The organism is Aestuariivita sp. (assembly GCF_021404545.1).
GTDB lineage: Bacteria > Pseudomonadota > Alphaproteobacteria > Rhodobacterales > Rhodobacteraceae > Aestuariivita.
Window position 1 is genome coordinate 1 of record NZ_JAAWWD010000075.1, and the last position, 24,861, is coordinate 24,861.

Here is a 24,861-nt window from a genome sequence, read left to right on the forward strand (position 1 = left end):
GCCTTGGGATCGCGGCGGCGCAACCTCGTTCCTGCGCCGCCGCTATACCAAGGATCTGACCGGCGTGGATATTGTCGTAACCGGTGTGCCCTTTGACCAGGCGGTGACCAACCGGCCCGGCACGCGGCTGGGCCCGCGCGCGATCCGCGAAGCCTCGACCCTACAACCCTTCGATCCGCCCTATGGCTGGCCCTATGACGTGCTGAGCACCTGCGCGATTGCCGATTATGGGGATCTGGCCTTTGACTATGCCAATATCCCGGCCTTTCCTGGCGCGCTGCGCGATCATATCGCACATATTCTGGCGCAGGATGTGGCGACGCTGACGCTGGGGGGCGATCACTATATCTCGTTCCCGATCATTCAGGCTTACGCCGCGAGGTTCGGGCCAATGTCGCTGATCCAGTTCGATGCCCATTCCGACACCTGGCCCGATGACGATATGGACCGGGTCGATCACGGCACGATGTTCTACAAGGCGGTAAAGTCCGGGATCGTGGATCCCGCGCGCTCGGTCCAGGTGGGAATCCGTACCACGAACGAAGATAATCTGGGTGTGCCGACGCTGGATGCCCGCTGGGTGCATGAGCAGGGGCCAGCGGCGACCACCGCGCGCATCCGCGAGATCGTGGGCGATCACCCGGTCTATCTCAGTTTTGATATCGACGGTCTCGACCCGGCCTTTGCGCCCGGCACGGGCACGCCGGTCTGGGGCGGGCTGCACAGCTGGCAGGCCGCCGCGATCCTGCGCGATCTGGCAGGCATCAACATCAAGGGCGGGGATGTCGTCGAGGTGTCCCCGCCGTTCGACACCACCGGCGCAACCGCCATCGCGGGGGCGCATGTGGCCACTGAAATTCTCTGCCTCTTGGGATGGACCAAAAGATGACCAAGCCAAACCAGCCGATCAGCGGCAACGATCTTGCCCGGTTTTCCGGGCCCAGCACCTTTATGCGCCTGCCGCAGGCCGCATCGCTTGACGGGTTGGATGTGGCGTTTGTCGGCATTCCGATGGATATCGGCACCTCGTGGCGCTCGGGCACCCGGTTCGGCCCCAGACAGATCCGCGCCGAAAGCGCGATGATCCGGCCCTATCATATCCAGACCGGCGCGGCGCCCTTTGACAGCCTGAACATGGCCGATATCGGCGATCTGGCGATCAACACGTTCTCTCTGGCTGACAGCTTACGCATTATTGCAGAGAGTTACGATGCGATCCTTAAGCACAGCGTGGTGCCGGTGGCCTTGGGCGGCGATCACTCCATCACCTTGCCGATCCTGCGCGCCATTGCGCGCAAACACGGCCCCGTGGCTTTGGTACATATCGACGCCCATGCGGATGTGAACGACGAGATGTTCGGCGAAAAGGAAACCCATGGCACCGTCTTCCGCCGCGCCTATGAGGAAGGGCTGATCGACCCCGAACACACCTATCAGGTGGGGCTGCGTGGCACCGGATACCTGGCCACCGATTTTTCCGAACCGCAAAGCTGGGGCTTTCAGATCTGGCAGGCGCCGGATCTGTGGCACCGGTCGCTGGCGGGACTGGGTGCGGAAATACGTCGCGATATCGGCAATAGGCCGACTTATGTGACCTATGATATCGATAGTCTTGACCCGGCCTATGCGCCGGGCACCGGTACGCCAGAGATTGGCGGGCTGACAACGGCACAGGCGATGGAGCTGATCCGAGGACTGAGGGGCCTGAACATCATCGGCTGCGATATGGTCGAGGTCTCACCGCCTTACGATACGACCGGAAACACTGCGCTGACGGCGGCAAATTTGGTATTCGAGCTATTGTGTGTGCTGCCTGGCGTCACATACAGGTAACACCCCCTGCGCCGCGTCGCTGCAAGGGGACACGGAGAGAAAAAGACTATGGGACGGCTTATGACGACTATCTGGATCCTGATTGCACTGATCGTGGTCGGCATGGGCTATATCCGCCTGGCCCCCAGCAATCCGTCGCACTGGCATGTGTCACCCGACGTGACCGCCGATGCCGATATGCCGGGCGGGGTCAAACGTCTGATCCAGGCGGGGCCCGCCGCTTTGGGCCAGCTGGATGCGATCATCCGCGCCACGCCGCGCACCCGTGTGCTGGCCGGATCGGTCGAGGAGGGGCGGATCACCTATGTCACCCGGTCACGGGTGATGGGCTTTCCCGACTACACCACGGTAGAGGCCGAGGGAGATACCCTCAAGCTCGAGGCCCGGCTGCGTTTTGGCCGGTCAGATCTTGGGGTAAACCGTGACCGCGTTGATGAGTGGCTGGTCCAGCTCGAACAGATTCAGACCGGGGGACAGGGATGAACTGAGGCACCCCTCCGATACTTCGCGCCACATCGGGACGTTCAGCGACATTTGGCATTGCGCCATGAACATGCGCCCATCGACCTGAAGACAGGTCGTCTCACCCAACTCAACCCGCGCACCGGACTTGTCGGTGCAATAACAGTCAATCGTTTTGCCGCCCGGGCCGACAACATCAGCCAAGGCGGGCATGGCCGTCGCCCCAAGGGCCGCCAATACCATAACAAACCTCTTCATGCGCGCTATCCTAGCACAGTGGCGCCCTTGACCAAAGCCCCGCAAACGCTCAGATGAACAAATGATCCCCGAAGACCGCCTTTTGCAGATTGTCGAGCGCTTCCAGTTTCTGGAGGCCAAAATGTCCGATGGGGCCAACGGCGCCGATATCGCGGCATTGGCGCGCGAATATTCCGAACTGAAACCCGTGGTGACCCAGATCGAGAGCTGGCAGCAACTGCGCCGAGATATCGTTGATGCGCAGGAGATGCTTGCCGATCCGGACATGAAGGCATTGGCCCAGGAAGAACTGCCAGAGCTGTCGGCGCGGTTGCCAGAGGTCGAGCATGCGCTGCAACTGGCCCTGTTGCCCCGCGATGCGGCCGATACGCGGCCTGCGATCCTGGAGATCCGGCCCGGAACGGGGGGGGATGAGGCGGCTCTCTTCGCGGCCGATCTGCTGCGCATGTACCAACGCTATGCCGAAGCGAAGGGCTGGCGCGTCGAGATCATCGAAGAGCAAGCGACCGAGTTGGGCGGGATCAAGGAGGTGATCGCCCAGATCAAGGGCGAGAACGTCTTTGCCCGGCTGAAATACGAGTCCGGGGTGCACCGGGTCCAGCGTGTGCCCAGCACCGAATCCGGGGGCCGCATACACACCTCCGCCGCGACAGTGGCCGTTCTGCCGGAGGCCGAGGGCGTCGATATCCAGATCGACGCCAACGATCTCAGGATCGACACGATGCGCGCCAGCGGGGCAGGTGGACAGCATGTGAACACCACCGATTCGGCGGTGCGGATCACGCATATCCCCTCAGGCATCGTCGTCACCTCGTCGCAGAAATCCCAGCACCGCAACCGCGAGATCGCGATGGAGGTTCTCAAGACCCGGCTCTACGATCTGGAGCGTCAGCGCCAGCATGACGCGCGCTCGGCCGATCGGGCCGCGCAGGTCGGATCGGGTGACAGGTCCGAGCGCATCCGCACCTATAACTTCCCGCAAGGCCGGATGACCGATCACCGGATCAACTTCACGCTTTACAAGCTCGATCAGGTGATGCAGGGCGATCTGGACGAGGTGATCGACGCGCTGACCGCGGATGCCCAGGCGCGGATGCTGGCGGAGATGGAGGCATGACCACCGCCGCCGAAGCGATGGTCGCCGCCACCGCCCGGCTGCGCGCGGCAGGGGTGCGCGATCCGGCGCGCGATGCGCGGGTGCTTCTGGCTCATGCCGCACGGATCGAGGCCGCGCGCGTCACCCTGATCGCCCCGGAGGATCTGGAGCCTGAGATCGAGGAACGGTTCGATCAGCTGATCTCGCTCCGGGCGGTGCGCGTGCCCGTCTCGCATCTTCTGGGAGAGCGCGACTTCTATGGCCGCCGCTTCAAGATCAGCCGGGATGTCCTTGATCCCAGGCCGGAAACCGAGACGCTGATCGAAGCGGCCCTGACCCAGAATTTCTCGGATGTGCTGGATCTGGGCACCGGATCGGGTGCGATCCTGGTGACATTGCTGGCCGAAAACCCCCAAGCCACCGGTCTGGGCGTGGATCTCAGCGAAGCGGCTTGCCTTCAGGCTTCGGCCAACGCGGTGTTGCACCGGGTCGATGGCCGCGCCGATATCCGGCAGTCGGATTGGTTCAGTGCCGTTACAGGGCGGTTCGATCTGATCGTGTCGAACCCGCCTTATATCGCGGCGGATGAGATGTCCGCCCTGGAGGACGAGGTGCGCAAACATGAGCCGGAGATGGCTCTGACCGATGGCGGCGACGGGCTGAGCGCCTACCGTGCCATCGCGCGCGGCGCACCGCGTCATCTGACACCGGGCGGACGCCTGATGGTCGAGATCGGCGCGACCCAGGGTGCAAGCGTCGCCCGGATCCTGTCGGAGGCGGGCCTCTCGGGGGTTCAGATTCTGCCCGACCTCGACCGCCGTGACCGGGTGGTCACCGCGCGACTGGGCGAAGAGATGCGGGATTGAGGTAAAAATGACGGGTTTCCGCGCATTTTAGACGAAAAATGCCAAACGCCCCTTGTGTGGAGTGTCAGGACATGTTTACTCAGGGGTATTCGCCAAAGCGGCGCCTTATGGCGCGCGGGCGACATTCCAAACCCGAAAAGTCGTGCAATCGTCGTGGCTGATCAAAGCGCAAGGAACGCGGACCAACGGGTTGAGTTGCAGTGCAAACAAGGCTGACAAAAGTTACATGAGATCTTCAAAGTCACGTTCGCGGTCGAAGTCGAACCGCAACCGGCCCTCAGGCGGAAACGTCGTTAACCGGGTGTTCGACAGTTCGGGCCCCGAAGGCAAAGTCCGCGGGACCCCGCAACAGATCATCGACAAGTACAACCAGCTTGCGCGCGATGCCCAGCTGTCCGGTGATCGCGTGGCCACCGAGAATTTTCAGCAGCACGCCGAGCATTACTTGCGGCTGCTCAGCGAGGCGCAGCGCGAGATTGACGCCCGCCGCGAAGAGCAGGAGCGCCAGAACCGCGAACGCCAGGCTGAACGCGACCGCGAGCGCGCCGAACGGCAGGAGCGTGAAGGGGTAGAGGCGCCTCACGCCGACCCCCAGCCCGAGATCGAGCCCGCCACCAGCGGTCTTGAAGTGGCCGATGGCGATGTCGTCGAGGCTGACAGCGGTCTGGTGGAAACGCCTGAAACCGCCCCGAAAAAGCGCCGCAAGCCGCGCCGCAAACCCGCCGAGGCCAGCGCGCCGGATGGCGATGCCGGCGGATCCCCGGAAGCGGCGGAATAGGATCAGGGGCGCATCCTGTCGGCAGTGGCCCAGTCGGGCCACAGCCCCAGCCATTCAACGCCCGCGATACACAAGCACACAGCGATCAGCGCCAAAACCAGCTTGACCCGCGCCTCGGATGGCGGGTTGCGCGCCCATCTCGCCATGCGCAGGAACCAAATCGGGTTCATTTTGCGGCCTCGTCGGTAAACCGAACCTTGCCGATAAAGGGCAGATTGCGATTGCGTTGCGCGAAATCGATGCCATAGCCCACAACAAATTCATCCGGGATCTCGAACCCGATCCAATCGGCGCGGATATCCACCTCCCGCCGGGTGGGTTTGTCGAGCAGCGCAATCGTGCGCAAGCGCGCGGGTTTGCGGCTTTTGAGCAGCTTGATCACATGGGTCAGCGTAAATCCGGTATCGACGATGTCTTCGACAACCAGCACGTCGCGCCCTTCAATAGCGCCGCGCAAGTCTTTGAGAATACGTACTTCCCGGCTTGATTCCATATCGTCCCCATAGGAGGAGGCCTCTAGGAAATCGACCTCGATTGCGAGATCCAGCTCGCGCACCAAATCGGCGATAAAGACAAAACTGCCACGCAAAAGGCCGACCACGACCAGCTTGTCGGTCTCGGCGAATTCAGACCGGATCTGATGGCTCAGATCCTCGATCCGGGCGGCAATCGCCTTGGCCGAGATCATTTCGTCGATGACATATGGCCGCTCTGGCATGGCTTACCCCTTGATTTTGCGGGCCAACCATACGACATGAGCGCCCCAAGTCACGCAGAAACCAGATCATATCCGATGCCCACCCATTCCGAGACGCGCACCCTGCCATACACGGCCCAACAGATGTACGATCTGGTGGGGGATGTTGCAAAATACCCTGACTTTCTGCCCTGGTGCGCGGCGGCCCGGATCCGGCGTGTGACACCGCAGGGCGCGGCGCGGTTGATGGAGGCGGATCTGGTGATTTCCTTCAAGGTGTTCCGCGAATCCTTTGGCAGCCGGGTGCTGCTGTGGGACGAGGCGCGCAAGATCGACACCGAGTATCTCGATGGGCCGTTCCGCTATATGAAGTCGAACTGGGCGTTTCGAGATGTGCAGGGCGGCTGCGAGGTGTCGTTCTTTGTCGATTTCGAGTTCCGCAATGCGGTTCTTCAGGGCATCATCGGCGTGGTCTTCAACGAGGCGATGCAGCGGATCGTGCGCGCGTTCGAGCGGCGGGCCGATGCGCTTTATGGCGGCAAGTCCTAAAACGGCACCGTCGCTTGTCACATCTCGCGCAGCGCGTGTTCCAGCAGGCCCAAGGCGTGATCGCGCGCCGCAAGACGCACCTTGTCGCGTCCTTGTGCGCCGAACTCGACGGTCTCGACCCGCGTGGGAACACCCGCCCTGGCCAGCCCAAAACACACCCGCCCCTCGGGCTTGTGCTCGGATCCGCCGGGGCCTGCAATGCCGGTGATCGACACTGCGACCTGAGCGTCCGACCGGCTCAGCGCGCCCTGCGCCATCTCTTGCGCGACCTCTTCAGAGACCGCGCCATGTGCCGCAAGCGTTTCGTGGCGCACGCCCAGCATCGCCTGTTTGGCGCCGTTGGAATAGGTGACAAAGCCACGATCCACCACGGCGGAGGAGCCTGCGATATCGGTAAGTGCCGCTGCCACCATCCCACCGGTGCAGCTTTCCGCAGTCGCGATCATGGCGCGCTTTTCTTTGGCCAGCTCCAGCAGTGCGACGACGGTCATTGCCCCAGAACTCCGTGATAGACCCCGGCCATCAGCACAACGCAAATCGCAGCCATCGCCCCGGCAATCAGGTCGTCCAGCATCACGCCCAACGCATCGCCGCGCCGGTCGGCCCAACCCACCGGCCCGGGCTTCCAGACATCGAACAGGCGAAACAGGACAAAGGCCGCGATCCAGCCGGGCCAGAGCGCGCCGATCGCGATCCCGTGCGCCGTGGCGGGCCACGAGAGCGCCCAGAGCGCCAGCCATTGGCCCGCGACCTCATCAATCACGATTTCGGAGGGGTCATGCTCCTGCGATCCGCGTGTTGCGACAGCCGTGGCCCACCAACCCAGCAGGAACGCCATCACGGTGGCGGCGGCCAAAAGGGCAAAGCCGCCCAGCATATGCAGGCCCCAGGCCACAGGAAGGGCCACCAATGACCCCCAGGTGCCGGGGGCGGGCCGCAGGTGGCCGATCCCGAAAACCGTTGCGATCATATGGGCTTGGGCTGTCATCTTGAGGCCAGCGTTACTGTTGCCAGCGCCGCGATGCCTTCGCCACGCCCGGTAAAGCCCAACCGTTCCGAGGTGGTCGCCTTCACTGAGATACGGTCGATCCCGATCCCCATCAGCCGGGCCATCTCGGCACGCATGGCGGGCGCATGCGGCCCTATCTTGGGGAGTTCGCAGACCAGCGTACAGTCCACATTGCCGATCTCATAGCCGCGCGTGGCGGCCAGATCGACCGCATGGCGCAGAAAAATGGCGCTTGCTGCCCCTTTCCACTGCGGGTCGGTGGGGGGGAAATGCCGCCCGATATCGCCCTCCGCGAGCGCGCCATAGATCGCATCGCTGACCGCATGCATGCCGACATCCGCATCCGAATGGCCCTGAAGTCCGCGCTCGAACGGGATCGTCACGCCGCACAGGACGACATGATCGCCGGGGCCGAAGCGGTGCACGTCATATCCGTTGCCCAATCTCATATCCATGCGGTGCCCCAATATGCGCTCGGCGCGGGCGAAATCCGCGGCCCGGGTGATTTTCAGATTGTCCTCGTCGCCCGGCACGATGGTGACGGGCAGACCGGCATGCCGCGCGATCTCGACGTCGTCGGCGGCCTCTGCGTCAAAGCGGCGATGGGCCGCCAGTATCGCGGCGAGGTCGAACCCTTGCGGGGTCTGCGCACGATAAAGGCCGCTGCGGTCCCGTGTGCCCGCGACATGGGTCCCATCCCCCTGCCAAAGCGCGTCGACAACCGCCAGGGCCGGCGCTGCGGCGGGCGCGGTATCGAGCGCGGCCAAAACCGAACTGATCACCTGGGCACTGACACAGGGCCGGGCCGCGTCATGGATCAGGACGCGGTCGAACTGTCCCTCGATCGCGGTCAGCCCGGCCAGAACCGACCCTTGCCGTGTTGCGGCGCCGGTGACGATCTGGGCGCCGGTGTCGCCGGGCCAGGGCTGACTGGGGCGGTCATCGGGATGCACGACCAGCACCAGATGGTCAATCTGGCTGTGCCGGGCGAAGGCGCCAAGCGCATGAGCGGCGACGGTTTGCCCCGACAAGGGGCGCCATTGCTTGGGCACGGCGCCGCCAACGCGGGTGCCGCGTCCGGCGGCAACGATAAGGGCGGCTGTGGATGCGCGCACGGGTCCGATCCGGTCATCAAGAAACTGACCCGTGTTTAGGCTGTGGGTCGGTTGGGAACAATTCCCCCGATGCATTTGCACAATATTTAGGCATATGCTGGAAATTGCACCGATGAAGGCCAGCTCTACATTGAGGGCGGTGCAATGGCGCACTAGCTAGAAGCATAGTCAAAAGGTTTCTTGGATTGTCGATTCACCTTACCGATACAGATCTGACGCCGCCTGTATTTCTTGCACCGCTTGCGGGGATCACCGACCGTCCGACGCGCGATCTTGTCGCCTCGTTCGGTGCAGGTCTGGTGGTCAGCGAGATGGTCGCGAGCCAGGAGATGGTGCAGGCAAAACCCGGTGTCCGCGAGCGGGCGGAGATCGGCGCGGATGTTGCAGGCACCTCGGTGCAGATCGCGGGTCGCGAGGCGCATTGGATGGCCGAGGCCGCGCGGCGGGTCGCGGCAAACGGCGCGCGCATCATCGACATCAACATGGGCTGCCCGGCCAAGAAGGTGACGAACGGCTATTCCGGCTCGGCGCTGATGAAGACGCCCGACCATGCGCTGCGCCTGATCGAAACTGTCGTGGCGGCGGTCGATGTGCCCGTCACGCTGAAGACCCGGTTGGGCTGGGATGAGAGCTGCCTGAATGCCGCCGACATCGCCCAGGGCGCAGAGAAGGCAGGGGTGCAGATGATCACCATCCACGGGCGCACCCGCTGCCAGTTCTACAAGGGCCATGCCGATTGGGCCGCGATTCGCGAGGTGGTCGAGGCTGTGGAGATACCCGTCATCGCCAATGGCGACATCACTGATGCGGCGACCGCACGCCGTGCGCTGGAGCTTTCCGGGGCGGCGGGCGTGATGATCGGGCGGGGTGCGCAAGGTCGACCGTGGCTGCTGGCGCAGGTGGCGCACGCGCTTTACGGCACGGCCGCGCCCGAGGTTCCGCAAGGCGGCGATCTGGTGCGGATGGTCAGCGATCATTATGAGGCGATGCTGGGATTTTATGGCCGCGATCTGGGTCTGCGCGTGGCACGCAAACATCTGGGCTGGTACATGGACGGGGCCGGAACCGATCCGGGCCTGCGCCGCGCGGTTCTGACCGCGCGGGCACCTGCCGAGGTGCTCCGGCTCTTGCCCGATGCGCTCAGCGCACCGACAGAGGTGGCCGCATGAATTCGGACAAATCCATCTGGGCCTCGCTGCCGGTCCCGGCGTTTCTGATCGACGGGGATGACCGGATCACGGATGTCAATTCCGCCGGTGAAGGGTTTCTCAACGCCTCGGCCCGCGCGGTGCAAAACAGCCCCGTCTGGGACCTGATCGCGGTCGATGCGCCCTTGGAGGAGGCGTTGCAGCGCGCCCGCGCCAATGGCACGCCGCTTTTTGTCAACGATGTGGATGTGGGCACCGGAAGCCGCGCGCCGCTGCAATGCGCCTTGCAGATTGCCCCATTGGCCAATTACCCCGGCATGATGATCCTGATGATCTCCCCGCGCGAGTTGGCGGGGCGCATGACGCAGAACCATTCGGTGAAATCAGCGGCGCAATCGGCCATTGGCATGGCCGAGATGCTGGCCCATGAGATCAAGAACCCGCTGGCGGGCATCACCGGCGCCGCGCAATTGCTGAGCATGAACCTTGGACCGGACGATCTGGAACTGACAGATCTGATCGTGGCAGAGAGCCGCCGGATCGTGAAACTGCTGGAGCAGGTGGAGCAGTTCGGCAATCTCTCGGCCCCCGATCTCAAACCGGTGAACATCCACGACGTGCTGGACCGAGCGCGCCGGTCGGCGTTGTTGGGGTTCGGGGCGCATATGAGCATTCAGGAGGATTACGATCCTTCGCTGCCGCTGGCACTTGGCGACCCCGATCAATTGTTGCAGGTGGTGCTGAACCTGCTCAAGAACGCGTCAGAGGCGGCCACCGGAAACGGCACGATCCGCATTCACTCGTATTTCGAGCATTCCTTTCGGTTGCGCCGCAGCGACGGATCGGGGCATTCACTGCCGCTCCAGATCGAGATCATAGATGATGGGCCGGGCCTGCCCGAGGGGATCAAGGCCGACATTTTCGATCCGTTTGTGTCGGGCAAGGAGAATGGCACAGGCCTGGGCCTGGCGCTGGTCAGCAAGATCATATCCGACCATGACGGTTGGATTTCGGTGACGTCCGTGCCCGGGCGCACCGTGTTTCGTTTGTCTCTGCCGCGCGCGCCGCGGGGCGAGGCCACACCGCAATAGAGGAGAGCAAACCATGGACGGTACAGTTCTGGTTGCAGATGACGATCGTACGATCCGCACGGTTCTGACACAGGCCCTCACCCGGGCGGGGTGCAAGGTGCATGCCACCAGCTCGCTGACCACGCTGATGCGCTGGGTCGGCGAAGGCAAGGGCGATGTGGTGATCTCGGACGTGGTCATGCCCGATGGCAACGGGCTGGAGATGTTGCCCAAAATCGCCGAGGACCGTCCCGGCCTGCCGGTGATCGTGATCTCGGCCCAGAATACGATCATGACGGCGATTCAGGCCGCCGAGGCGGAGGCCTATGATTACCTGCCCAAACCGTTCGATCTGCCGGATCTGATGAAGCGCACTGCGCGCGCGCTTGAGATGAAGCGCCGTGCCCCCTCCCAGCCCCAGCCCGAGGAGGATGACCGCCCCGATGAGCTGCCGCTGGTGGGGCGCACGCAGGTCATGCAACAGCTCTACCGGCTGGTGGCGCGGGTGATGAACACCGATCTGCCGGTTCTGATCTCGGGCGAAAGCGGCACTGGCAAATCGCTGATCGCGCGGGCGATCCACGATTTCTCTGATCGGCGAACGTTGCCGTTTCTGACCATAACCGCTGCCGATATCCGCGATCTTGAGGGGCCTGCCCGGGTGATGGCGCGGGTCAAGGGGGGCACGCTGCTGATCGACGAGATTGGTGATATCGAAGAAGAATTGCAGGCCCGCATCGTGCGCATGATGGATGCGCCAGGCGATCACGTGCCCCGGTTCATGGCCACCAGCCAGTCCGATCTGGCCGGTGCGATGGAGGCGGGGCAGGTGCGCCAGGATCTCTATTACCGGCTGTCGGGCGCTTCGGTGCATGTGCCCGCGGTGCGCGAACGGGTCGATGACATCCCGTTGCTGGCCGATCATTTTTTGACCCGGGCCGAGCGGGAGGGCGCGCCCAAGCGCCGCCTGAGTGCCGAGGCTTCGGAGCTGTTTCGGGCCTATAGTTGGCCGGGCAATGTCCGTCAGCTTGAGAATGCGGTCCGCCGTCTGGTGCTGACCAGCCGCGCCGAAGAGATCGCCCGCAGCGAGGTCGAGGGGGTGCTGGGCAGCCAGCCCGAGATGGAGCCGGTACTGGGCGGTGGCGATACCGAAAAGCTCAGCGCATCCGTCGGGCGGCATCTGCGGCGGTATTTCGACCTGCATGGCAACATGCTGCCGCCGCCTGGCCTTTACGCGCGGATCCTGCGCGAGATGGAGATCCCGCTGATCGAGATCGCGCTGGATGCGACGGGCGGAAATCAGGCCAAATGTGCCGAGCTGCTGGGCATCAACCGCAATACATTGCGCAAAAAAATCACCGATTTGGATATTGAGGTGACACGCCGCCGCAAATTGATGTAAATTGGTCACATAACCGTGGCGGCGGTGCCTCATCGGCAAGGTGAGGGGGCGCAAGACCACGATATATGGCGGTCAGCCGCGCAGGCGGCACATCAGGGCGAGGGCATCGGGTGACATCCCGGGCACAGACACATCATTGGTCGGTACGGTTGCGGCGGCTTAGTCGTACACGGCGGTTTCGCAATGCGGGCACGCTGGGTCTGGTTATTCTGGGCCCGGTTCTGGTGCTGGCCACCTATCTTGTATTGGGTCCGCTGGACCAGGGCGTCTCGGCGCTCAGCCTGCGGCTCGTTCTGCTGGCCGATCTGGTCTATGTGCTGGTCGTGGCCGCGCTGGTTTTGGGCTCGGTCGCGCGCTTGGTGTCGGCGCGGCGGGCGCAATCGGCGGGATCCCGCCTGCATTTGCGGCTGACACGGGTCTTCGCGCTTCTGGCGCTGATCCCCACGGTGACGGTCGCCATTTTTGCGGGCCTGACGGTCAATATCGGTCTTGAGGGATGGTTTTCCGACCGGGTGCGCCAGGTGGTGGGGGCGTCGCTGGCTGCCGCGGAAGCCTACGGGCAGGAACAGCGGGAGGATCTGGCCGAGGATGCGCGCGTGCTGGCGCTTTATATCGACCGGTCGCGCACGGTGACATTCTTTATGAACGACGGAGAGATCCGCCGCGTTCTGGGCCAGGGGCAGCAGCAGATCCAGCGCGGGCTGCGTGAAGCCTATGTCATTGACGGCACCGGCGATATCCGGGCGCGCGGTGAGCGCAGTTACCTCTTTGATTTTGAAAGACCCTCGCCGGACCAGATCGTCGAGGCCAGCGAAACCGGCCTCGCCATCATCGAGGATTGGGACAATAACGAGTTTCGTGCCCTGGTGCGGCTCGAGGCGTTTGTCGACCGGTTCCTCTATGTCAGTCGGGAGGTGGACGGGGAGATTCTGAACCTTCTGGATGATACCCAGGAGACGGTGCGGCTCTACCAGCAGCTCGAAAGCGAGCGGGGCAGGGTGCTTTTTCAATTCGGGCTGCTCTATCTGGGTTTCGCGGTGATCCTGATCCTGGCTGCGATCTGGCTGGGCCTATGGTTCGCGGAACGGCTGTCGCGCCCCGTGGGGCGTCTGGCCGGGGCAGCACAGCAGGTTGGATCGGGCAACCTGGATGTGCAGGTGATCGAAGAGGAAGGCGACGATGAGATTGCCATGCTGGGGCGGTACTTCAATCAGATGACGCGGCAACTCAAAGGCCAGCGCGAGACGCTTCTGGACAATACCAGCCAGATCGAACGGCGACGGCGCCTGTTTGATTCGGTGCTGAGTTCGGTCACCTCGGGCGTGGTCGGGCTGGATCCCGAAGGGCGGGTCACCTTCGTGAACCGCTCCGCCGAGCGGCTTCTTGACTGGACCGGGGGCGGACAGTCGCTGGCGCTGAAAGTCGCGATCCCCGAGTTCGGCGCGCTTTTTGATCACCTCACATCGAGCAGGCAGGAGGTTGCGCAGGGCGAAATCCGCCTGACCCGCAATGGGCGGCAGGAAAACCTGCTGGTGCGCATGGCAACCCGGCGCAACGAGGACGGGCGGCTTGAGGGCTATGTTGTGGCGTTCGACGATGTGACCGATCTGGTCAGCGCGCAGCGGATGGCGGCCTGGGGGGACGTGGCGCGCCGCATCGCCCATGAGATCAAGAACCCGCTCACGCCGATCCAGCTTTCCGCCGAGCGGATCAGACGGAAATTCGCGCCCAAACTGGGCGAAGAAAGCGACCAGCTGGAACAGATGACCGGTGTTATCGTACGCCAGACCAACGACCTGCGCCGGATCGTCGACGAATTCTCGAAATTCGCGCGGATGCCGGAACCCGATCGCCATTCCGACGATCTGAGCCAGGTCCTGCGCGACGCGGTGATGTTGCAGCAGACGGGGCAGCCCGATGTGACCATCACCGCCGATCTGCCCGACCATCCTGTCACCGCCGACATTGATGCCGCGATGATCGGTCAGGCGCTGACAAATCTTATAAAGAACGCAGGAGAAGCCATTGAAAGCCTTGTAAAAAAAGGCGTGACAGCCTCGTTCCGCCCGCAGATCAAGGTCGGATTGTCGGTCAATCGGGGCCGGGCCCGGATCACCATTGCCGACAATGGCATTGGCCTGCCGGCGGATCGGGCACGGCTTTTCGAGCCCTATGTCACAACACGCGACGCGGGCACCGGTCTTGGCTTGCCCATCGTCAAGAAGATCATCGAGGAACATGGCGGCACGCTGGTTCTGGAAGACGCCCCGGTCTTTGATGATCACACCCATTCCGGCGCGATGGCGGTGATCCGGCTGCCCGTGACCGACACAGGGCTCGACCCGGCCCCGGACAACCCCCGTGGATTTGAAAAGTTGCAGGATCAAAATGAGTGATATTCTGATTGTCGATGACGAACGTGATATCCGTGAACTGGTTTCGGATATCTTGGAGGATGAGGGCTATACCACGCGCCTTGCAGGCACCTCGGATGAGGCAATAGCCCAGATCAGCGCCGAGCCACCGGGGCTTTTGATCCTCGATATCTGGCTCAAAGACAGCAATATGGACGGGATCGACATCCTCAAGGCGGTCAAGCGCGACATGCCCGATATCCCTGTGGTGATCATCTCGGGGCATGGCAATATCGAGATCGCTGTGGCCGCGATCAAGCAGGGGGCATATGATTTCATCGAAAAACCCTTCAATATCGACCAGCTTCTGGTGGTGATCCGCCGCGCGATGGAAACCTCGCGCCTGCGCCGCGAGAACCTGTCGTTGAAACGCCGGGATCAGGGCGCTGCGCAAATGGTGGGCCAGTCGAGCGCGTTCCGCACGCTGGTCGGTCAGCTTGATAAGGTCACCAAATCGAATGGGCGGGTGATGCTGACGGGGCCGGCCGGATCAGGCAAGGAGATTGCCGCGCGCTATATCCATGCGCAATCCAATCGTGCCTCGGCGCCATTTGTGACGGTCAATTGCGCGGGCGTGGAACCGGACCGGATGGAGGAAGTGCTCTTTGGCCGCGAGGGGGCCGATCGCGGGGTCGAGCCCGGTCTTCTGGAAGAGGCCCATGGCGGCGTGATCTATTTCGACGAGGTGGCCGATATGCCGCCTGGCACGCAATCCAAGATCCTGCGCGTGCTGGTCGATCAGCAGTTTCAGCGGGTCGGGGGCGGAGATCGCGTGCGGGTCGATCTGCGGGTGATTTCGTCCACCAATCGCGATCTGAGCGTCGAGATTGCCGCTGGACGGTTCCGCCAGGAGCTTTTTCACCGGCTGAATGTGGTGCCGATTGCGGTCCCGGCGCTGGATGAACGACGCGAGGATATTCCGGTTTTGGCCGAGCATTTCATCGCATTGTGCAATGAAACCCAAGGGCTGCCGGTGCGTCAGATCAGCGACGAGGCCGCGGCCCTGATGCAGACCATGGTCTGGCCCGGCAATGTACGACAGCTCAAGAACCTGATCGAACGTGTGCTGATCCTGGGCGATGGCACCGGCCCCATCGAGGCGCGAGAGCTGCCGTCGGAGGCCGAAGGCGGGGGCACGGAGGAGGGTCGCGTGGTGCTGTCGGGCGCAATGGCGTCCTTGCCGCTGCGCGAAGCCCGCGAAGCGTTCGAGCGTGAGTACCTGCTGACGCAGATCAACCGGTTCGGCGGCAATATCAGCCGCACCGCGTCCTTTGTGGGCATGGAGCGCAGCGCGCTGCACCGCAAGTTGAAATCGCTGGGGGTTGTCACCTCGAACAAGGCGGGGGCGCGGGTGGCACATCTGGAGGATGAGGAGGCCGACGCCTGATCCCCGGCCCGAACCGGATCCAATCGCGCGCCTGCGGCGCATTCCTTTTGCGTGATTTGGCGCGGTAAGGTCGGCTTTGGCGCGCCGGCCCGGTCCTGGCGCCCAAGGCCAGCGGCGCGTCAGCCGCGGTTGACAATCTGCCAGGTGCCGCCCCGATTGCGGATCGCGCAGCTGTTGGCGGTGAGCGGCGGGAGGGTTGTGGTCGCCGCTGGTGGTGCTGCACTGGCAATGGATTGCGGGCAAAGCGGGATCGTCACCGGGCGATATCCTTGCTGCGCCATGCAGCGATCCAGAAGCCGCGCGCGCAGGCCTCTGTTGACGTCCACGGTATAGATCGCTCCAGGCTCCCAATATCCGCCGCGGGTGACGCAATTGCCATTCGCATCGCAGTACTGGCGCGGTGGAATATACTGCGCCGGGCCCTGGCGCACCTGATTGGCCACCGGCGCGTCGCGCAGCGCCTCGACCTCGCAAGTGAGCCGGTCGTCCTCCATCTTGGCCACTGGAACACCGGCCCGGTGATAGATCGAGAGCGGCGCACAGCCGGACAGAATCAGCAGGATGCAAAGGGAAACAACAACGCGCATGGTCGCATTTTGGCCCAGCCGCGACCGGCTGACAATTGATTTGACCGGACCGGGGCCATCTGCCATTCAAAGGGTTCTGATTTCTTGCCCAAGCTGGGACCAAGCACATGAAGGTCATCATCTGCGGGGCCGGCCAGGTAGGTTGGCAGATCGCGCGCCACCTGTCGGGTGAGTTGAACGATGTGACCGTCGTCGACAGCAATCCCGATCTGGTGCGCCGGGCCACCGACACGCTGGATGTTCAGGGGATCGCGGGCTTTGCCTCCTATCCGGATGTGCTGGACCGGGCGGGCGCGCGCGATGCCGATATGATCATCGCCGCGACCTATTCGGACGAGGTCAATATGGTCACCTGTCAGGTTGCCCATTCGGTGTTTTCGATCAATCGCAAGATCGCGCGGCTGCGCAGCCAGTCCTATCTGGATGCGATCTATTCCGATCTTTATCGCCGCGATCATCTGCCCATCGATGTGGTGATCAGCCCTGAAAAGGAGGTGGCCGCCGCCGCGATGCAGCGCCTTCAGGCGCCTGCTGCCTTTGATATCGAGACCTTCATGGGCGGCATGGCACAGTTTCTGGGGATCCGCATCGACGAGGATTGTCCGATCGTCAACACGCCCCTGCGGCAGTTGACCGATCTGTTCTCGACCCTGAGGACCATTGTCGTGGGGATCCGGCGGGAGGGAACACTTTTCGCCCCCGAGGCGGGCGATCAGCTTTTTGTAGGGGATGAATGCTATCTCTTTACCCATGCCGATGACGTGGCGCGCACAATGGAGATCTTTGGCAAGACCCAGAAAAAGCAGGAGCGTATCGTCATCGTGGGCGGTGGCAACGTGGGGCTGGCCGTGGCCAAGGAGTTGGAGAAACACGCCAGCCGTATCCGGGTCAAGGTGATCGAGCGGGAGCGCAAATGCGCCGAACGCGCGGCCGAGACGCTGGAGCGGACGATTGTGCTGCATGGTGACGGGCTCGATTCCGCGCTGCTGAACGAGGCCGGCATCACTCGGGCCGATGCGATGCTGGCGGTGACCGATGATGACAAGACGAATATGCTGGCCGCCGTGCGGGCCAAGGCCGAAGGCTGCCCGATGGCGGTGGCGCTGATCAACGATCCCACGCTGGTGCCGCTGATGGGCCCGTTGGGTATCGACGCCTATATCAATCCGCGCGCCACGACTGTCAGTTCGATCCTGCGCCATATCCGGCACGGGCGCGTGCGCCAGGTCTATTCCATCGGCGATGCCGAGGCCGAAGTGATCGAGGCCGAGGTGCTCTCGACCTCGCCCATGGCGGGCCAGCGGCTGCGTGACATCGACTTTCCCGAAGGCGTTCTGGTGGGGGCCGTGATGAAGCAGGGTGAGGTCGTGCGCCCGGTCGGCGCCACCCGTATTGAAGAGGGCGATGTGGTTGCCATCTTTGCCATGACCAGCGATGTGCCCGAAGTGGAGCGCCTGATGCAGGTCTCGATCGACTTCTTCTGACGCATGGCGCGCGAGCAAACATCCGGGTTCTGGGGCAGACAGCCGCTTTTTGTGCTGCTGTTGCTGTTTTTTGCGCTCTCGATGTACGTGCCTGCCATCCATGCGCTGGTCCAGGACGATCACGCCACGTCGCGGTCGTTTTTCTATGCCGGGACACTGGGCCTGATCGCGGTGACGCTGGTGGCGATTGTCCTGTCGTCGCGCAAGACCCGCTATGGCGCGTTTGGTCAGCTCTTGTCGCTGCTAGCGGCCTTTATCTTCGTGCCTTTGTTTCTGGCCGTGCCGCTGCATGATGCGCTGGGAACGACGCGGTTCTTGAACGCTTATGTCGACATGGTGAGCGCGCTGACCACAACGGGTGCGGATATCTTCGGCGATCCCGGGCGGCTCAACGATACGCTGCATCTGTGGCGTGCGCAGGTGGCATGGATGGGTGGGCTGATGATGTGGATCGCGGCCTCGGCCATTCTCGCGCCGCTCAGCCTGGGCGGGTTCGAGGTAACAGCCCAGGGTCAGCCGGGACGGGGTGAGCGCGGGGATATGGCGGCCCAGATCGGCGATCCGCGCCTGCGCATCCTGCGCGCCGCCCGGGTTCTGGTCCCGATCTATTCGGCGCTGACGGTGGTCTTGTGGATCGCGCTGTTGATGGCCGGAGATCGCCCACTGGTGGCGCTTTGTCATGCGATGTCGGTGATGGCGACAAGCGGGATCTCTCCGCTGGGCGGGGTCGAAGAGGCGCAGGGCGGAGTGCCCGGTGAGATGGTGATGGCGCTGTTCATGTTCTTTGCGCTCTCGCGATTGACCTTTTCCAGCGACACGGTGACCAAGGGCAATGCGCGGCTGGATCGCGATCCTGAGTTTCGCATCGGTCTGGTGCTGGTGATCGGCGTGCCGCTGGTTTTGTTTTTGCGCCATTGGCTGGGGGCCTATGACGTCGATCAGGCCGAGCAGGGCAAACAGGCGCTGCGCGCGCTCTGGGGCAGTATCTTTACCGTGCTGTCCTTTCTGTCCACAACAGGGTTTGCCAGCGCGGACTGGGCGCAGGCGCAGACCTGGTCGGGCCTGGGTACGCCAGGGCTGATCCTGATGGGGCTTGCGCTGATCGGGGGCGGGGTCGCGACCACGGCGGGGGGCGTGAAACTACTCCGCGTCTACGTGCTCTACCTCAACGGTCTGCGCGAGATGGACCGGCTGGTTCACCCGTCCTCGGTGGGCCGCGAAGGCAGCGAAAACCGGCGCATCCATCGAAACGGAGCCTTTATCGCCTGGATCTTTTTCATGCTCTTTGCGCTCAGCCTTGCGGCGGTCACGGTGATCCTGACGCTGTTTGATGTGGGGTTTGAGGATGCGCTGGTGCTGTCGGTGGCCGCTCTGTCGACCACCGGGCCGTTGATCGAAGTGGCGGGCGAAGGGACGATCCGGCTGGTCGAGCTCAGCGCGGGCGCCAAGCTGGTGTTGGCCGGTGCCATGGTCTTGGGCCGGTTCGAGACGCTGGCCATTATCGCCCTGGTCAGCGCCGATACCTGGCGACGCTGATGCGCGTCTGAGCCGGTTTTTCAGATGGGTCCGTAACGGACTGTTTTTTGGGGTGGAATCTCGGCCCGCCCCGATCCATACTCGGCCCGAGGGTCACACCGGTGCGCGGTGTGTGGCAAGAATAATGGCGAGTATTTCAAATGGCTTCGGACAGACAGAACCTTCAGGACGCCTTCCTGAATCATGTGCGCAAGACCAAGGTTCCGGTCACTATTTTTCTGATCAATGGCGTCAAGCTTCAGGGTGTCATCACCTGGTTCGACAATTTCTGTGTGTTGCTGCGCCGCGACGGACAGTCGCAACTCGTTTATAAACATGCGATTTCCACCATCATGCCGGCTCAGCCGATCTCTCTTTACGAGGGCGAAGACGCCTCTTGATGGAGCATGAGCGGAGCCGCACCCGTGCGTGGGTGCTGCACCCCGATATTCGGAGCGATGCCGACCGCCGTGAGCCCGAACCGGCGCTGGAGGAGGCCGTCGCCCTGGCCGCGGCGCTGCCCGATCTGGATGTGATCGGAGCCGATATCGTCCGCTTGGATCGTGCGCAGGCCGGGCTTTTGTTTGGCAAAGGCAAAATCGAAGAGTTGGGCGCGCGGTTTTCTGCCGCAGAGGTCGAGCTGGTTCTGGTCGACGGGCCGGTCACGCCGGTGCAGCAGCGCAACCTCGAAAAAGCCTGGAAGGTCAAGATCCTCGACCGAACCGGCCTGATCCTTGAAATCTTTTCGGACCGCGCCCGCACGCGTGAAGGTGTCTTGCAGGTCGAGATGGCCGCGCTGAGCTATCAGCGCACGCGGCTGGTGCGCGCCTGGACCCACCTGGAACGGCAACGCGGCGGGTTGGGATTTGTCGGCGGTCCCGGCGAAACCCAGATCGAGGCGGACCGTCGCGCCATCGACGAACAGCTCGTGCGGTTGCGCCGCCAGCTCGACAAGGTGGTCAAAACCCGCGAGCTGCACCGCAAGGCGCGCGCCAAGGTGCCCTATCCGATCGTGGCGCTGGTGGGCTATACCAATGCCGGGAAATCGACGCTGTTCAATCGGCTGACAGGGGCCGAGGTGATGGCCAAGGACATGCTCTTTGCCACGCTCGATCCCACGATGCGCCGGGTGCAATTGCCCGATGGGCCTGAGGTGATCCTGTCGGATACGGTGGGGTTCATCAGCGATCTGCCCACCGAGCTGGTCGCGTCCTTCCGCGCCACGCTGGAGGAGGTGCTTGCCGCCGATCTGGTGCTGCATGTGCGCGACATCCATCATGAGGATACCGACGCGCAGGCGGCCGATGTCAATGCGATCCTGGCCACACTTGGCGTTGAAACCACGCGCCCCCGCATCGAGGTCTGGAACAAGATCGACCTGCTGAGCCGCGAGGAACGGGACGCTGCCCTGGCGCGTGCCAGCCGCGATGACGATGTCTTTGCCATCTCGGCACAGGACGGAACCGGGCTGCCGGAGCTGCTGGAGGCTGTTGCCGCAATCCTTCGGGGCGCGCGGCATGAGACAGAGCTGCGTCTGGGATTTCACGAAGGGCGCAAGCGGGCTTGGCTTTTCGAGCACGAAGTGGTGCTCTCCGAACGGCAGGACGAGGCAGGATTTCATCTGACGGTGTTCTGGACCGACACCCAAGAGGCCCAGTTCGCGGCGATTGCCTGACGGCGCTTACGCGGCACCGCCAGAGGGCCGAGACAGGGATCGCACCGCATTCACCTCAATCGATGGCATAGAGGGAGATCACAACCTGCGCCGCATGCCTCTGACCGGTGCCCAGAAACAGCGTCCGGTTGACCCACTCATAGCGCGCATCGCCCGTTTCCAGCCGCGCCTGCGTGCGCATGTAGTACCGGTCTGGAGCCACATCCTCCCCGCGCGCCAGTGCGGCGATCACGTCGTGCGGGCCATGGCGATAGCCGTAATTGATCACCTCGATCACCGCGCCATCGCCGGTGTGTAATGCATAGCGGGTGTCAAGCTCGGCCACGCCGCTCGGCCAGAGTGTCTGCCAGTCGGCGCCCAGAGGAAGGATGCGGCCGTTCAGCCGGGGGCCGGTGACTGTCCCGCCGGTGATCGGGATGATCCGCCGCTCTCCGGCCCGGCCCGGACCCAGCGGCATGGCCGGATCAAGATCGACGATCAGATCGCACACATGGCTCAACCCGGGTGCGGGCAGGGCGGAGCTCATTGGGCTGGTTCCAGAACCGTGATCCCCACCGCTCCCGCACGGGCCAGATTGATGTCGAGGCTCATGGGGATGTATTCGCCCCGCCGCCAGAGCTGAGCCAGATCGTCGTAATGGCGCGACAGGAAATGCCCCGACTGCCCGGTCGAGGTGATAAAGACCGAACTGTCGGGATCGGCAAAGTCATAGACGCCGCGAAACGCCGCCCCATGGACGTTGTGGAACGGGTCGGGGTCGCGCCCCGAGGTGCGCCCGCGCTGTAAGGTGTTGTCGCCGCCGCTGGTCGATTGCCGGATGTTCACGAAATAGCGCAGGACCGGAACGGCCCCAAGCTCCGGGTGATCATGGGTGGCCTGATGCGCGTCTCCCCAACGCAGCGATTCCAGCGCCGTGCCATAGCGCTCACCGATCCAGACCAATGCATCGTCCAGCGCCAGCCGCGCCATGTCGGTGCAGGTCTCGACCGGGGCGCTTTGGACCACGTCGCACCACACCGCAGCACCGTCGATATCGCGATAGACGCGTTCGATGAATACCGGCTCGAGATGGGTGAACTCATCGGCCAACGGTCCCAGTTCGTCGCGGATTAGGCGGTCCTGCAAGGCGCGCAGCCAGGCGGCATAGATCAACGGCTCTGGCAGGTGTTCGTTCATCTCACCGTTCCATTCGGACAAAAGCGCAAGGGCGCGTTGACGCTGGCTGGCGGGGGTGCCGCTGGGGGCGGCTTGTCCGGTGAACCACAGATCGGCTCCCACCAGAGGCAAAAGCGAGCGCGCGGTAAAGCTGACCGGATCGAGCTGCGCCTCGATGAAACTGTCGCGGGTATGGACCTCGCGCGATTGCATCAGGCGCTGCCAGCGCTTCACGCGCTGGGTGTCGCCCCATTTGAACGAGAGGTGGTTGGGAAACGGGCGTTCCACGATCTTGTTGTTGGTGTTGCCCAGGATACCGCCGCGGGGGTCGATGAATTGCGGGTTGGAGGCATAGGGCATCCACCCTTGCCAGCGGTTCTCGGCCCGCCAGCCCTGGGAGGGCAGGCGCCCCTGGGTTTGATGGCCGGCGGCGCGGCGCGGCACCCGCCCCAGCATTTTCATCGCAATGGTGTCTCTGTCCACCAAGGTCAGCATCTGGCTGGGCGCGACAAAGAGCTCGGCATGGGCCAGCGCCTCCTCCACATCGGCCGATTGCATGATCCGCATCGCCGCCGTCAGGGTGGTGTCGTCGGGCGCCAGAAGCGTCCAGGCGACCGAGGCGACATGCCCGGGCGGCGTGATCGTTCCCAGCGCATATTGTCCGGGCGGCAACACGGGGCCGTTTTCGGTCCAGCGCAGGGTGAGGGTGATGGGAGCCTCATCCTTGATCTCGACAATGCTCTGGCGCGTCTCGAAGCGCTTGTAGCCTTCCGGGGTGCGGTATTCTTCGGGATTTTCGGGGTTCAGCCGTTCGATAAAGACGTCCTGATCGTCCAGATAGGAGGACGTCAGACCCCAGCCCAGATTGGCGCTTCGTCCGCTCATGACAACGGGCACGCCCGGCAATGTGCCGCCGATCACATCGCCCGCTGCCAGGTTGAGCCGCGCCAGATACCAGATCGTGGGTGCGGTAAAGCCCAGATGCGGGTCATTGGCCAAGAGCGTGCCGCCCGCGGCGGAACGGGCGGGCGCCGCGGCAAAGGCGTTTGAGGCCCCGACAAACGGCAGCGCCTGCACCGGGGAGCGGGGATGATCGAGGAGTGGTTCAGCAGCGGCATGACGCGGCAGACCAGGGAAGATCTGTGCATATTCGGGCAGGGCCGCGATACCTGTGCCGGGCGCATCGGGCAGGATATCGGCCAGCCGGTCGGGATCGTCCAGGGCCAGCGCCGTGCGCGCCCGCAGCACCTCGGCCTGGAGATGGCCGGAGAGCTGCACCGCCATCAGTTTGATGACCGCGATGGAATCGGCCGGCTGCCAGGGCGCGACGGGCGCATTGAAAAAGAACATCTCGGGCGCGCCGCGCCCCAATGCGTCGCGGTTGATCTCATCCAGGCGGGCATTGACCCCCGCCGCATAGGCCACGAGCGCCGCGCGTGTGTAGGCGTCTTGCGCCGCCACCGATTGCTGTGCCTGACGATAAAGATCCAGCCGCCGCATCAGCGTGTCGATGCGCGGGGTGTGGGTTCCAAACACCTCCGAGAGGCGGCCCTGAGCCACGCGCCGCAACACGGTCATCTGCCAGAGCCGGTCCTGCGCATGGGCATATCCCAGACCAAAAAACACATCCTCGTCCGTCTCACCCAGGATATGCGGCACATTGGCGTTGTCGCGCACGATCTCGACCGCGGAGGTCAGGCCCGTGACCGTCACCCGCTTGTCGTAGTCGGGCAGGGATTGCGAGGCCAGGTACCACGCCAGCACAATTGCCAGCACACCCAACGCAATCACCCCGCCGGTGAGGCGAACAAGCCATCTAAACAGTCCCCGCATCCTCGCCTCTTTGGTTTGACGCTGCCTGCGCGCCTGTTAGGTACATCGGCAAGTCTAAAGCAAGTGTATTTAGGGAGAAAGCACATGGCGCGAGTGGCGTTTCTGGGACTGGGTGTGATGGGGTATCCGATGGCAGGGCATCTCAAGGCCGCCGGACATGATGTGACGGTCTATAACCGCACCGCGACCAAGGCCGAGGCCTGGGTCGCCGAACATGGCGGGGCGATGGCCGCAACCCCGCGCGAGGCCGTGGCAGGGGCCGAGGTCGTGATGGCCTGTGTGGGCAATGACGATGACCTGCGCGCGGTCTGCCTTGGGCCCGATGGCGCCTTTGGCGCAATGCAGGCGGGGGGGGGCTTTTTCGGTCACACAACGGGTTCGGCCCAGGGCACGGCCCGGCTGTACTCGATCGCCCAGGGGCGGGGCGGGGGCCTTTTGCGGTGGCCGCGGTACGGGGGGGCGCGGGGGGCGGGGAAAGGGGCAGTGTGGGGGGGTGGGGGGGGGGGGGGGGGGCGGCCGCGGGGGGGG

Annotated in this window: 26 protein-coding genes; 17 read left to right on the plus strand and 9 right to left on the minus strand. The window is 63.7% G+C overall.

Annotated elements, in window-relative coordinates:
- The 3 genes from speB (HEP69_RS23060) to HEP69_RS23070 form a co-directional block, all read left to right on the plus strand.
- Positions 1 to 889: agmatinase (gene speB, locus HEP69_RS23060; protein WP_290560869.1), on the plus strand; the 889-nt coding region annotated here is incomplete at its 5' end.
- Positions 886 to 1,833, plus strand: coding sequence for an agmatinase (speB, locus tag HEP69_RS23065; RefSeq protein ID WP_290560870.1), 948 nt, complete (start codon positions 886 to 888; stop codon positions 1,831 to 1,833). The genes speB (HEP69_RS23060) and speB (HEP69_RS23065), both read left to right, overlap by 4 nt.
- Positions 1,834 to 1,893: 60 nt before the next feature.
- Complete coding sequence (locus tag HEP69_RS23070) at positions 1,894 to 2,316, plus strand: DUF1499 domain-containing protein (RefSeq protein ID WP_290560871.1); 423 nt, start codon at positions 1,894 to 1,896, stop codon at positions 2,314 to 2,316.
- On the opposite strand, the gene HEP69_RS23075 is transcribed toward HEP69_RS23070, so the two are convergent.
- Positions 2,236 to 2,553: a hypothetical protein gene (locus HEP69_RS23075; RefSeq protein ID WP_290560872.1), complete on the minus strand. Its 318-nt coding sequence runs from the start codon at positions 2,551 to 2,553 to the stop codon at positions 2,236 to 2,238. The genes HEP69_RS23070 and HEP69_RS23075 overlap by 81 nt on opposite strands.
- Before the next feature lie 61 nt (positions 2,554 to 2,614).
- Here HEP69_RS23075 and prfA point away from each other — a divergent pair, with 61 nt between their 5' ends.
- The 3 genes from prfA to HEP69_RS23090 all read left to right on the plus strand — a co-directional run bounded on the left by prfA (position 2,615) and on the right by HEP69_RS23090 (position 5,293).
- Positions 2,615 to 3,670: a peptide chain release factor 1 gene (gene prfA / locus HEP69_RS23080; RefSeq protein WP_290560873.1), complete on the plus strand. Its 1,056-nt coding sequence runs from the start codon at positions 2,615 to 2,617 to the stop codon at positions 3,668 to 3,670.
- On the plus strand, positions 3,667 to 4,515 hold the full coding sequence (gene prmC / locus HEP69_RS23085; protein ID WP_290560874.1) for a peptide chain release factor N(5)-glutamine methyltransferase: 849 nt from the start codon (positions 3,667 to 3,669) through the stop codon (positions 4,513 to 4,515). The genes prfA and prmC overlap by 4 nt, the downstream gene beginning before the upstream one ends.
- Before the next feature lie 226 nt (positions 4,516 to 4,741).
- Positions 4,742 to 5,293, plus strand: coding sequence for a DUF4167 domain-containing protein (locus HEP69_RS23090; protein WP_290560875.1), 552 nt, complete (start codon positions 4,742 to 4,744; stop codon positions 5,291 to 5,293).
- Positions 5,294 to 5,295: 2 nt separating this feature from the next.
- On the opposite strand, the gene HEP69_RS23095 is transcribed toward HEP69_RS23090, so the two are convergent.
- Positions 5,296 to 5,463: a hypothetical protein gene (locus HEP69_RS23095; RefSeq protein ID WP_290560876.1), complete on the minus strand. Its 168-nt coding sequence runs from the start codon at positions 5,461 to 5,463 to the stop codon at positions 5,296 to 5,298.
- A complete protein-coding gene (gene hpt, locus HEP69_RS23100; RefSeq protein WP_290560877.1) occupies positions 5,460 to 6,011 on the minus strand; it encodes a hypoxanthine phosphoribosyltransferase in 552 nt (183 codons plus the stop codon). Before hpt ends, HEP69_RS23095 begins: the two co-directional genes overlap by 4 nt.
- Before the next feature lie 75 nt (positions 6,012 to 6,086).
- Between hpt and HEP69_RS23105 the strand changes: the two genes are divergently transcribed.
- Complete coding sequence (locus HEP69_RS23105; RefSeq protein WP_290560878.1) at positions 6,087 to 6,539, plus strand: type II toxin-antitoxin system RatA family toxin; 453 nt, start codon at positions 6,087 to 6,089, stop codon at positions 6,537 to 6,539.
- Positions 6,540 to 6,556: 17 nt separating this feature from the next.
- Here the strand turns inward: HEP69_RS23105 and HEP69_RS23110 are convergent, their stop codons facing one another.
- Genes HEP69_RS23110 through HEP69_RS23120 form a run of 3 tightly spaced genes read right to left on the minus strand, consistent with a single transcriptional unit; the run spans position 6,557 to position 8,663 of the window.
- Positions 6,557 to 7,030 (minus strand): CinA family protein, encoded by a 474-nt coding sequence (locus tag HEP69_RS23110; RefSeq protein WP_290560879.1) that lies wholly within the window; start codon positions 7,028 to 7,030, stop codon positions 6,557 to 6,559.
- On the minus strand, positions 7,027 to 7,527 hold the full coding sequence (locus HEP69_RS23115; protein ID WP_290560880.1) for a phosphatidylglycerophosphatase A: 501 nt from the start codon (positions 7,525 to 7,527) through the stop codon (positions 7,027 to 7,029). Before HEP69_RS23115 ends, HEP69_RS23110 begins: the two co-directional genes overlap by 4 nt.
- Entirely contained in the window at positions 7,524 to 8,663 is a 1,140-nt protein-coding gene (locus tag HEP69_RS23120; RefSeq protein ID WP_290560881.1) for a bifunctional 2-C-methyl-D-erythritol 4-phosphate cytidylyltransferase/2-C-methyl-D-erythritol 2,4-cyclodiphosphate synthase, read from the minus strand. Before HEP69_RS23120 ends, HEP69_RS23115 begins: the two co-directional genes overlap by 4 nt.
- A 185-nt stretch (positions 8,664 to 8,848) precedes the next feature.
- Here HEP69_RS23120 and dusB point away from each other — a divergent pair, with 185 nt between their 5' ends.
- The 5 genes from dusB to HEP69_RS23145 all read left to right on the plus strand — a co-directional run bounded on the left by dusB (position 8,849) and on the right by HEP69_RS23145 (position 16,084).
- Positions 8,849 to 9,832: a tRNA dihydrouridine synthase DusB gene (gene dusB, locus HEP69_RS23125; protein ID WP_290560882.1), complete on the plus strand. Its 984-nt coding sequence runs from the start codon at positions 8,849 to 8,851 to the stop codon at positions 9,830 to 9,832.
- On the plus strand, positions 9,829 to 10,902 hold the full coding sequence (locus HEP69_RS23130) for an ATP-binding protein (RefSeq protein ID WP_290560883.1): 1,074 nt from the start codon (positions 9,829 to 9,831) through the stop codon (positions 10,900 to 10,902). Before dusB ends, HEP69_RS23130 begins: the two co-directional genes overlap by 4 nt.
- 13 nt (positions 10,903 to 10,915) lie before the next feature.
- Positions 10,916 to 12,283 (plus strand): sigma-54 dependent transcriptional regulator, encoded by a 1,368-nt coding sequence (locus HEP69_RS23135; RefSeq protein WP_290560884.1) that lies wholly within the window; start codon positions 10,916 to 10,918, stop codon positions 12,281 to 12,283.
- Positions 12,284 to 12,348: 65 nt separating this feature from the next.
- Entirely contained in the window at positions 12,349 to 14,679 is a 2,331-nt protein-coding gene (locus tag HEP69_RS23140; RefSeq protein ID WP_290560885.1) for a PAS domain-containing sensor histidine kinase, read from the plus strand.
- Positions 14,672 to 16,084 carry a sigma-54 dependent transcriptional regulator gene (locus tag HEP69_RS23145; RefSeq protein ID WP_290560886.1) on the plus strand — a complete coding sequence of 471 codons (1,413 nt, stop codon included), beginning with the start codon at positions 14,672 to 14,674 and terminating at the stop codon, positions 16,082 to 16,084. The genes HEP69_RS23140 and HEP69_RS23145 overlap by 8 nt, the downstream gene beginning before the upstream one ends.
- A gap of 119 nt (positions 16,085 to 16,203) precedes the next feature.
- Here the strand turns inward: HEP69_RS23145 and HEP69_RS23150 are convergent, their stop codons facing one another.
- Positions 16,204 to 16,737 carry a hypothetical protein gene (locus HEP69_RS23150; RefSeq protein WP_290560887.1) on the minus strand — a complete coding sequence of 178 codons (534 nt, stop codon included), beginning with the start codon at positions 16,735 to 16,737 and terminating at the stop codon, positions 16,204 to 16,206.
- Positions 16,738 to 16,778: 41 nt separating this feature from the next.
- Between HEP69_RS23150 and trkA the strand changes: the two genes are divergently transcribed.
- The 4 genes from trkA to hflX all read left to right on the plus strand — a co-directional run bounded on the left by trkA (position 16,779) and on the right by hflX (position 21,345).
- Positions 16,779 to 18,155: a Trk system potassium transporter TrkA gene (trkA, locus tag HEP69_RS23155; RefSeq protein WP_290560888.1), complete on the plus strand. Its 1,377-nt coding sequence runs from the start codon at positions 16,779 to 16,781 to the stop codon at positions 18,153 to 18,155.
- A gap of 3 nt (positions 18,156 to 18,158) precedes the next feature.
- Positions 18,159 to 19,691, plus strand: a complete 1,533-nt coding sequence (locus HEP69_RS23160; RefSeq protein ID WP_290560889.1) for a potassium transporter TrkG — start codon at positions 18,159 to 18,161, stop codon at positions 19,689 to 19,691.
- A gap of 140 nt (positions 19,692 to 19,831) precedes the next feature.
- A complete protein-coding gene (gene hfq / locus HEP69_RS23165; protein WP_008204623.1) occupies positions 19,832 to 20,071 on the plus strand; it encodes an RNA chaperone Hfq in 240 nt (79 codons plus the stop codon).
- On the plus strand, positions 20,071 to 21,345 hold the full coding sequence (hflX, locus tag HEP69_RS23170; protein WP_290560890.1) for a GTPase HflX: 1,275 nt from the start codon (positions 20,071 to 20,073) through the stop codon (positions 21,343 to 21,345). Before hfq ends, hflX begins: the two co-directional genes overlap by 1 nt.
- A gap of 55 nt (positions 21,346 to 21,400) precedes the next feature.
- Here hflX and HEP69_RS23175 read toward each other — a convergent pair whose 3' ends face one another.
- Both HEP69_RS23175 and HEP69_RS23180 read right to left on the minus strand, forming a co-directional pair.
- Entirely contained in the window at positions 21,401 to 21,871 is a 471-nt protein-coding gene (locus tag HEP69_RS23175) for a DUF3237 domain-containing protein (protein WP_290560891.1), read from the minus strand.
- The gene (locus HEP69_RS23180; protein WP_290560892.1) at positions 21,868 to 24,333 is read right to left on the minus strand and encodes a penicillin acylase family protein; all 2,466 of its coding nucleotides are present in this window, start codon (positions 24,331 to 24,333) and stop codon (positions 21,868 to 21,870) included. The genes HEP69_RS23175 and HEP69_RS23180 overlap by 4 nt, the downstream gene beginning before the upstream one ends.
- A 63-nt stretch (positions 24,334 to 24,396) precedes the next feature.
- Here HEP69_RS23180 and HEP69_RS23185 point away from each other — a divergent pair.
- Positions 24,397 to 24,861, plus strand: a 465-nt coding sequence (locus HEP69_RS23185) for an NAD(P)-binding domain-containing protein (RefSeq protein WP_290560893.1), incomplete at its 3' end; no start/stop codon positions are given.

What these genes read in the sequence shown, in the direction of transcription:
- speB (WP_290560870.1), top strand. Translation starts at nt 886, where the DNA reads ATGACCAAGCCAAACCAGCCGATCAGCGGCAACGATCTTGCCCGGTTT.
- HEP69_RS23070 (WP_290560871.1), top strand. Translation starts at nt 1,894, where the DNA reads ATGACGACTATCTGGATCCTGATTGCACTGATCGTGGTCGGCATGGGC.
- HEP69_RS23075 (WP_290560872.1), bottom strand. Translation starts at nt 2,553, where the DNA reads ATGAAGAGGTTTGTTATGGTATTGGCGGCCCTTGGGGCGACGGCCATG.
- prfA (WP_290560873.1), top strand. Translation starts at nt 2,615, where the DNA reads ATGATCCCCGAAGACCGCCTTTTGCAGATTGTCGAGCGCTTCCAGTTT.
- prmC (WP_290560874.1), top strand. Translation starts at nt 3,667, where the DNA reads ATGACCACCGCCGCCGAAGCGATGGTCGCCGCCACCGCCCGGCTGCGC.
- HEP69_RS23090 (WP_290560875.1), top strand. Translation starts at nt 4,742, where the DNA reads ATGAGATCTTCAAAGTCACGTTCGCGGTCGAAGTCGAACCGCAACCGG.
- HEP69_RS23095 (WP_290560876.1), bottom strand. Translation starts at nt 5,463, where the DNA reads ATGAACCCGATTTGGTTCCTGCGCATGGCGAGATGGGCGCGCAACCCG.
- hpt (WP_290560877.1), bottom strand. Translation starts at nt 6,011, where the DNA reads ATGCCAGAGCGGCCATATGTCATCGACGAAATGATCTCGGCCAAGGCG.
- HEP69_RS23105 (WP_290560878.1), top strand. Translation starts at nt 6,087, where the DNA reads ATGCCCACCCATTCCGAGACGCGCACCCTGCCATACACGGCCCAACAG.
- HEP69_RS23110 (WP_290560879.1), bottom strand. Translation starts at nt 7,030, where the DNA reads ATGACCGTCGTCGCACTGCTGGAGCTGGCCAAAGAAAAGCGCGCCATG.
- HEP69_RS23115 (WP_290560880.1), bottom strand. Translation starts at nt 7,527, where the DNA reads ATGACAGCCCAAGCCCATATGATCGCAACGGTTTTCGGGATCGGCCAC.
- HEP69_RS23130 (WP_290560883.1), top strand. Translation starts at nt 9,829, where the DNA reads ATGAATTCGGACAAATCCATCTGGGCCTCGCTGCCGGTCCCGGCGTTT.
- HEP69_RS23135 (WP_290560884.1), top strand. Translation starts at nt 10,916, where the DNA reads ATGGACGGTACAGTTCTGGTTGCAGATGACGATCGTACGATCCGCACG.
- HEP69_RS23140 (WP_290560885.1), top strand. Translation starts at nt 12,349, where the DNA reads ATGGCGGTCAGCCGCGCAGGCGGCACATCAGGGCGAGGGCATCGGGTG.
- HEP69_RS23145 (WP_290560886.1), top strand. Translation starts at nt 14,672, where the DNA reads ATGAGTGATATTCTGATTGTCGATGACGAACGTGATATCCGTGAACTG.
- HEP69_RS23150 (WP_290560887.1), bottom strand. Translation starts at nt 16,737, where the DNA reads ATGGCAGATGGCCCCGGTCCGGTCAAATCAATTGTCAGCCGGTCGCGG.
- trkA (WP_290560888.1), top strand. Translation starts at nt 16,779, where the DNA reads ATGAAGGTCATCATCTGCGGGGCCGGCCAGGTAGGTTGGCAGATCGCG.
- HEP69_RS23160 (WP_290560889.1), top strand. Translation starts at nt 18,159, where the DNA reads ATGGCGCGCGAGCAAACATCCGGGTTCTGGGGCAGACAGCCGCTTTTT.
- hfq (WP_008204623.1), top strand. Translation starts at nt 19,832, where the DNA reads ATGGCTTCGGACAGACAGAACCTTCAGGACGCCTTCCTGAATCATGTG.
- hflX (WP_290560890.1), top strand. Translation starts at nt 20,071, where the DNA reads ATGGAGCATGAGCGGAGCCGCACCCGTGCGTGGGTGCTGCACCCCGAT.
- HEP69_RS23175 (WP_290560891.1), bottom strand. Translation starts at nt 21,871, where the DNA reads ATGAGCTCCGCCCTGCCCGCACCCGGGTTGAGCCATGTGTGCGATCTG.
- HEP69_RS23180 (WP_290560892.1), bottom strand. Translation starts at nt 24,333, where the DNA reads ATGCGGGGACTGTTTAGATGGCTTGTTCGCCTCACCGGCGGGGTGATT.